This window comes from Nocardioides sp. Soil777, from assembly GCF_001428425.1.
GTDB lineage: Bacteria > Actinomycetota > Actinomycetes > Propionibacteriales > Nocardioidaceae > Nocardioides > Nocardioides terrigena.
Window position 1 is genome coordinate 61,546 of record NZ_LMSN01000006.1, and the last position, 6,288, is coordinate 67,833.

At 69.0% G+C, this 6,288-nt stretch carries 7 protein-coding genes; all 7 read right to left on the reverse strand.

Annotation, left to right across the window (positions count from 1 at the left end; all coding sequences use genetic code 11):
• Window position 1: 1 nt before the first annotated feature.
• On the reverse strand, window positions 2-205 hold the full coding sequence (locus ASG88_RS06200) for a hypothetical protein (protein ID WP_056886568.1): 204 nt from the start codon (window positions 203-205) through the stop codon (window positions 2-4).
• Between the two features lie 74 nt (window positions 206-279).
• Complete coding sequence (locus ASG88_RS06205) at window positions 280-1,191, reverse strand: type II secretion system F family protein (RefSeq protein ID WP_056886569.1); 912 nt, start codon at window positions 1,189-1,191, stop codon at window positions 280-282.
• Entirely contained in the window at window positions 1,188-2,120 is a 933-nt protein-coding gene (locus ASG88_RS06210) for a type II secretion system F family protein (protein WP_056886570.1), read from the reverse strand. Before ASG88_RS06210 ends, ASG88_RS06205 begins: the two co-directional genes overlap by 4 nt.
• The gene (locus ASG88_RS06215) at window positions 2,117-3,796 is read right to left on the reverse strand and encodes a CpaF family protein (RefSeq protein WP_056886571.1); all 1,680 of its coding nucleotides are present in this window, start codon (window positions 3,794-3,796) and stop codon (window positions 2,117-2,119) included. Before ASG88_RS06215 ends, ASG88_RS06210 begins: the two co-directional genes overlap by 4 nt.
• The gene (locus ASG88_RS06220; protein ID WP_056886572.1) at window positions 3,793-4,632 is read right to left on the reverse strand and encodes a hypothetical protein; all 840 of its coding nucleotides are present in this window, start codon (window positions 4,630-4,632) and stop codon (window positions 3,793-3,795) included. The genes ASG88_RS06215 and ASG88_RS06220 overlap by 4 nt, the downstream gene beginning before the upstream one ends.
• A 3-nt stretch (window positions 4,633-4,635) precedes the next feature.
• Window positions 4,636-5,310: an SAF domain-containing protein gene (locus tag ASG88_RS06225; protein ID WP_056886577.1), complete on the reverse strand. Its 675-nt coding sequence runs from the start codon at window positions 5,308-5,310 to the stop codon at window positions 4,636-4,638.
• Window positions 5,311-5,641: 331 nt separating this feature from the next.
• Window positions 5,642-6,082: a helix-turn-helix domain-containing protein gene (locus ASG88_RS24185; RefSeq protein ID WP_082600003.1), complete on the reverse strand. Its 441-nt coding sequence runs from the start codon at window positions 6,080-6,082 to the stop codon at window positions 5,642-5,644.
• Between the last annotated feature and the right edge of the window lie 206 nt (window positions 6,083-6,288).

A 6,288-nucleotide genomic window follows, 5' to 3' on the forward strand; every position in this document is an offset into this window, starting at 1 on the left:
CCTACTTGATCTTGGCGGACTCGCTGGTCACGAAGAACTTGATGGCCGCGACGACGATGCCGACGATGACGATCACGGCGCCGGCCCACAGGACCTGCTCGATCGTGACGGAGCCGCGCTCGTCGCGCTGCCGGGTGACGCGGTCCTCGAGGGAGGCGAGCGCGGTCAGCGCCGCCATCTGGAGGGCGATGAAGAGCTTCAACATCGGGGTTCTTCCTTCCTGGTTGTTCGGTTTGCGGTCTGGGTGACCCTGGTTCTTTGGGGTCGGTGTTAGGTCGGTCAGGTGGTGAAACGGAGCAGGGAGGGGGTGACGAGGATCGCCATGAAGACGATGCCGAGCAGGCTGGCTGGGATGTACATGCGCTCGGAGGTGGCGTTGGCCTTGCCGACCTCGGCGCTGAGCATCGCCGACCGGAGTGCGGCGGCGCGGGCCCGGAGGTTGTTGTAGATCTGGGCTCCGTCCTGGCCGGACTGCTGCATGATGTCGGCGAGGTCATCGAGCTCGGGGACGGCGAGCTCGTCGGCGAGACCGTGCAGGGAGTCCCAGGGTGCGCGGGTCATGTAGCGGGCGCGGCGCAGCTCGCTCTCGATCCGCTTGAAGACCCACTTGTCGCCGACCTCGGCTGCCGAGCGCAGCGCCTGCTGGCCGCTGGATCCGTCGCGGACGCCGGTGGCCACCATGTCGATGTAGGCGCCCAGGGCGCGGCTGAACTCGATGCGGGCCTTCTTGGCGTCGTCGGCGGCGTTGTAGTTGGGCATGAACCAGAACAGGGCTGCCAGGGCCAGCGAGCCGAGCGTCGGAATGGCGAACGGCAGCGGGAGGCCGATCAGAGTGAAGAAGGCGGCCAGCAGCGGCGGCATGATCAGGCCGAGCAGTGCCCAGACGACCTTCTCGCCGTGGAACCGGGTCTCGCTGATCTGCAGGATGGCCAGGTCCTTGCGAGGCGTGTGGGCCCAGGCGCCGCCGGGCAGGTTCTTCATCGCCCACAAGCCGATCCGATCGACCGCCGAGCCGGCGCCGGTGTCGACGTCGAGGCCGGGAGTGTTGCGGCGGGGCACGACGTGGTCAGGTGAGAGACGGTCCAGCGCGTCGACCAGGTCGGGGTCGGAGGGCGCGAGGCGCCATACGAGCAGGGCGAGGGCCAGTCCGATGAGGGTGCCGCTGGCGAGCGCGATCTGCAGGCCGGTCATGCGAGCGCTCCTTCCTTCTCGCCCGGTGCCGTGCGCTGGGCGGCGCGGTGGGCGTTGCGGGCCTGGAGGTCGAGGAACCGCGGGAGCGGCTTGGCGACAGCCATCCGGCGCATCCACAGCAGCGTGGCCACGTAGGCCGAGAGCAGGACGGCGAGGATGACCTGGCCCAGCGGGGACCCGTAGGGCTCGATGTAGTCCCCGGTGAAGGCGAGCATGCCCAGCACACCGAGGGTGATCACGGTGACGGTGCGGGCGGTGGTGCGGGGCTTGGCCTGGTCGGCGGCAATCTGGCGGCGAGCGCGCACGTCGGAGGCGACGGTCTCAGCGAGGGCGTCCAAGGCCTTCGACAGTCCGGCCTGGCCGCGGCCGCTGGCGGCAAGGATCAGCTGGCTGGCCACGACGTCGCCAGTGGAGTCGTTGAGGTCCTCGGCGAAGGCGCGCAGCACGTCCTCGGTGCTGGCGGTGTTGTTCCACAACCGGGAGACCATCAGTCCGACCTCGCGCTCGATCGGCGCCGGCGCGGACTGCAGGGACTTAATGAGCGCCGAGCGCAGGGACTGGCCGGCGGTCAGCTTGCCCGACAGGGACCGCGTCCACTCCTCGAGCGCCTCGAGCTTCTCGATGCTCGCGGCCGCCGGCGGGGGCGTCAGCAACAGCGGGATACCGACGATCCCGGCCGGGACGAGCACGATCGCGATCACCCAGCCGGTCACCAGCGCGACCAGGAGGCCAGCCACGGCACCGCCGACCATCAGCATCCGGGTGCGCCGGTCGAGCCGGACGAACCAGTTCCCCAGCCGCCCGAACGGGGTGACGGTCCGGGCGGGCCGCGGCGGCTCGGGCGGCGCGGGGATTAGCGCGTAGACCATCCCGATCAGACCGATAACGATGAGCGCCCCGAAGACGGCGGGCAGGAACGCAGTGCTCATGAGGTGGCCACCCCCGGGTTGGCCTGGGACTCGGCCTTGTACGCCTCGAGGTCGAACCCATGCCGCGCCAGCTCCTGGGCGAGGAAGTTGTCGAGCTTGCCGGTCGCGACGGCCTGGCCGAGCTGGTTAGGGGCGAAGATCGGGGTGGTGGCGTATCCCCTGGCGGCGTCGATGCTGGGCTGGACGACCAGGACCTCCTCGACCCAGCGCTGCTTGCGGAAGGTGCCGTCGGGATTGGCGACGACCTCCGAGCGCAGGTACATCACGATGTCGATCGCGGCGGCCAGCTTGCTGATTGCCAGCTCGCGGGTGACCTGGGGGCCTTTCTCCATGGCGCAGGAGACGAGCTTCTCGATCGTGTGCTCGGCACTGCGGGCGTGGGTGGTGCTGATCGAGCCCGGCCCGGACTCCATGGCCTTGAGCATGTTCCAGACCTCCGGGCCGCGGACCTCACCGACGATCTGGCGGGCGAGGTTGAACCGGAAGGAGTGGTGGATGGCCTCCTCGAGGCTGAACTCACCGGCCTGGCGGCCGTCGATGCCGACCTCGCCGGATCCGGGGCGGTGCTCCCACGCGTGGACGATCTTGTGGCGGTCGACGAGCTCGTGCAGGTGCAGCTCGAACTCGGTCTCGAAGGTGCCGATCATCTCCCAGGGCGGGATGCACGAGCACAGGGCCCGGACCCAAGTGGTCTTGCCGCTGCCTTGGACCCCGGAGACGACGATGCTCTTGCCCGCGCGCACGCAGGTTGCGACGAAGTCGGCCAGGACCGCGCTGCACGCCTTGCGGTCGTAGACCATCTCGTCCATCGACACCTCGCGCATGCTGTGGCGACGGATCACGACGGAGGTGTAGGCCATCACCCAGGAGCCGGCCGCGAGCCGCGCTCCCCCGGGCAGCCGGAGGTCCAGGTGCGGCCGGGCCTCGGTGAAGGGCCGGTTCTGCCGTGCGCCTAGGTCGGAGAGGAACTCGCGCAGCTCGTCCTCGGAGTCGGCGATCGGGGCGGCCTCCACAAGGGTGCCGTCGACCAGCTCCAGCCACACCGAGCAGACCGGGCCGCGGGCGATGACGATGATGTTCTCGACGTCCTCGCGCTCGACCAGGGGCTGCAGGCGGCCGAGCCCGAACAGGGCGGCGTGGAGGGCGGACTTGAGTGCCTTCTCGTGGTCCTTCGTCCACGGCGGACGGCCGGTCGAGACCAACGTCTCGGCCTCGGATTTGATGAGCTCCTCGATGACGTCGAGGCCCATCTGCTCGCGGTCCTCCTCGGTGACCCGACCACCTTCCTTGTCGAGCCGGGCGGTCAGTCGCGACGAGATCTCAGCGCGGTATTGCGCGATCAGCTCCCAGTCCAGCTCGACCTCGCCATCCGTGCCGCGGGTGTCTTGGTGCTCCTCCGGTGCGGGCGCCACAAGCGGGCGCAGGCTGAACTCCGAGCGGGCGCGGCCAGGCAGCTGGCCCTCGCCTTCGCTGGTCCAGGCGCCGGCGAAGATCGGCAGCGAGGTCGGGTCGTCGTCCTCGACGACCGGCGGGGGCGGCGGGGTGCCGTTGGAACCGCGTCCTCGGGCGAACGGCGAGGTCTGCTCACGGTTCGCGGCATGGCGGGCCTCAAGCCACTCGTCTGCGCGCAGCGGGTCGCGGCCGTTGGTCTCCGGGTGGTGTCCGTTGGTGCTCATGCGTGGCCTCCGTTCGTGGGAGCGAGGGCGGCCTGGTTGGCGCCGAGGATGGACTGGATTGCGGCGGTGCTGCCCCGGTAGCCGCGCCGCAGTCCGGAGGACTCGAACTTGCGTGGCTTGCGGGCGCCGTGGGAGTAGACCTCGGCCACCTCGGGCTCCCAGTCCACGGAGGCGACCACGGGGATCTGGAGGGCCTTGGCGATCTGGCGTGCGGTGTAGGGCCGGACTCGGGCGCCGGTGGGAAGCGAGGGCCAGCGTCGCTCCTCGTCGACGAGGAGTCCCCCGAGACGGGAGAGCCCACCGACCGCGGCGAACTGTGCCCGCAGGGTCTTGGCCCAGCTGGTGGCACCGGCCAGGGCCGGCAGCGAGCTGCGGGTGACGAGCAGGGTCAGGTCGGAGGCAGCGATCAGCGGCTGGGGCCAGCCGGCGAGGCCGAGTCGTCCGGCGTCGACGATGACGTCCTGGCCGTTGCGGTCGAGGGCGCGCAGTTGCTCGGTGAGCGGTTCCCACAGGGGCAGCAGGCTGGGGGCCTGCTCGTGGGCCCGGATGCCGGGTAGGAACCAAGCAGACCGCTCGGCCGGCGCCTCGGGGTCCAGCAGCAGCGTCTCCCGGGGCAGCGCGTCCGCCAGCGTTCCCTCGCGCAGGGAGAGAGCGAGGTTGATCAGGCCGCCGGTCGGCTCCTGGGCGCCCTGGAAGTAGCCGGCGAAGACCGATGAGGATCCGGTCGGGTCTGCGTCGACCAGGAGCACGGGTCGGTGCCAGTTGAGGGTTAGCCCGAGCGCCGTGGTGGACACGCCGGGCGAACCGCTCGCGGAGGCCAGGACGATCACCGCCATGCCTCAGCGCTCCCGGGCGTCCAGGACGAGTGCGACCCGTCCGGTGGCAGCCCGGGCAGCCAGTTCGGCCGCCTCGGCTTCGGGCACCGCGACGTCGACGACGGTCTCCCCCGTCTCCTCGACCCGGTTAACACCAACGACGGTGGCCTCGATGGTGACCGGCTCCCTGTCGGTGATCTCGCCCTGGTCGCCGGGCGTGGTGACGATCCGGACGACGTCGCCGCCGTAGAGCGGCTCTGACGGCCTCTGCGCGGGAGTAAGGCTGATGCCCACCAGGGACTCTCCCTCCCCCGGCACCAGGTTGTCGGTGACTGCCTGCGCGGTGAGCAGAGTGCCGGCCCACAGGTCGACGGCAGCACGGCTGCCCTCGAGCTCGGCCTTCTGGCTGCCGGGGACCGGGGTCAACGCCGGGTCGACGCTGACCCGCACGACGGCGAGGTCGCCGGCCTCGATGGTCTCGCCACGCTTGATGTCGTTGCTGACGACCAGGACCTCTTGGGTGTCGTTAACCGAGGTGAACGCGAACGCGGTCCCCAGGCCGCCGGCAGCGACAAGAGCCGCGCAGAGTGCCAGGACCCAACGCCTGCGGCGGCGCCTCAGCCGTGGGAAATGGTTGTGGTCGGGAGGTGCCTTGATACTGGCGCCAACCTCGTCCCGTGCTTGTTGAGCAGTGTTCATCGACATGGATCCCCGAGTCCTCTCTTGTCTCGATCACCTACGTGTCAAGACGTGCCGGGAGCGGTCATCGCGAGCCCGACTCGATAGAAACACACTAGTGCATTTCTATCGAGAGAATCGTTATCCACAGCTGACCGATTCCGAGATGTCATCGCCCGAGTCCTGACCGGAAGTGGTTGCGTGGCCCACTCCCCCCGATGGGACTGAGCGCTTGCACGCACCGAACATCCAGGTCAATGGGACCACAAATCATGCGGACTTTTCGGGAGGAATATCTCCCTGTGGATTACGGTCAACTCGGCGCCAGGCGCGCCCGTCTACGGCGCTAGACCTACCCGCGCCGCAGACGCTGCTGCCGGGCTTCCTGGAAGGCCGCGGCGACGACGTCGACTGTGTCCCCCAACCCACGCGCGAGACTCTCAAGCTGCCTGGCTGCTGGAAGTCGGGTCCAACGGCCTTGCTCCCAGGCGTAGTAGGTCGGCACAGCCACGTTGACGGCCGCAGCCAACTCGGGCACCGTCAGCCCCGCCTTCAAACGCAGTGCTCTGAGATCAGGAACCTCACCCTCCATGTGAATTAGACGAAGGGTCGGGATGTCGAGCGCTCTAGCAAGCTTGACCAAGAAGTCCGGCCGAGGAACCGACGCGCCCAGCTCCCAACGAGATATGCGCTCCCCACCGGCGGCACCAACTAGACGCGCCAACTCATGCTGGGTCAGGCCCGCCTTCTCGCGAGCGGCGCGCAGCACTGAGGGGTCGATTCCGGAAACCATCGCTGACAGACACTAGTCGGAGCAAGCGGGAGCCCCCGCCGCGAATCTCCCCACAAGTTGAGCGACCTACGTGATACCCGCGCTGGGTGTCAACGACGGCTGAAAATGAACCCCTTAGCGTCGGTTGAAAACGGACCCCTCTGCGGTTGTTAGTTGGTGTCGATCTTGGCCGCCGGGATGCGGCCCAGGTTGTGGTTCTTGAGTCG

Bases quoted from the DNA above. Each gene is read 5' to 3' on its own strand.
- ASG88_RS24185 (WP_082600003.1), bottom strand. From the start codon at position 6,082: ATGGTTTCCGGAATCGACCCCTCAGTGCTGCGCGCCGCTCGCGAGAAG.
- ASG88_RS06210 (WP_056886570.1), bottom strand. From the start codon at position 2,120: ATGAGCACTGCGTTCCTGCCCGCCGTCTTCGGGGCGCTCATCGTTATC.
- ASG88_RS06205 (WP_056886569.1), bottom strand. From the start codon at position 1,191: ATGACCGGCCTGCAGATCGCGCTCGCCAGCGGCACCCTCATCGGACTG.
- ASG88_RS06200 (WP_056886568.1), bottom strand. From the start codon at position 205: ATGTTGAAGCTCTTCATCGCCCTCCAGATGGCGGCGCTGACCGCGCTC.
- ASG88_RS06215 (WP_056886571.1), bottom strand. From the start codon at position 3,796: ATGAGCACCAACGGACACCACCCGGAGACCAACGGCCGCGACCCGCTG.
- ASG88_RS06220 (WP_056886572.1), bottom strand. From the start codon at position 4,632: ATGGCGGTGATCGTCCTGGCCTCCGCGAGCGGTTCGCCCGGCGTGTCC.
- ASG88_RS06225 (WP_056886577.1), bottom strand. From the start codon at position 5,310: ATGAACACTGCTCAACAAGCACGGGACGAGGTTGGCGCCAGTATCAAG.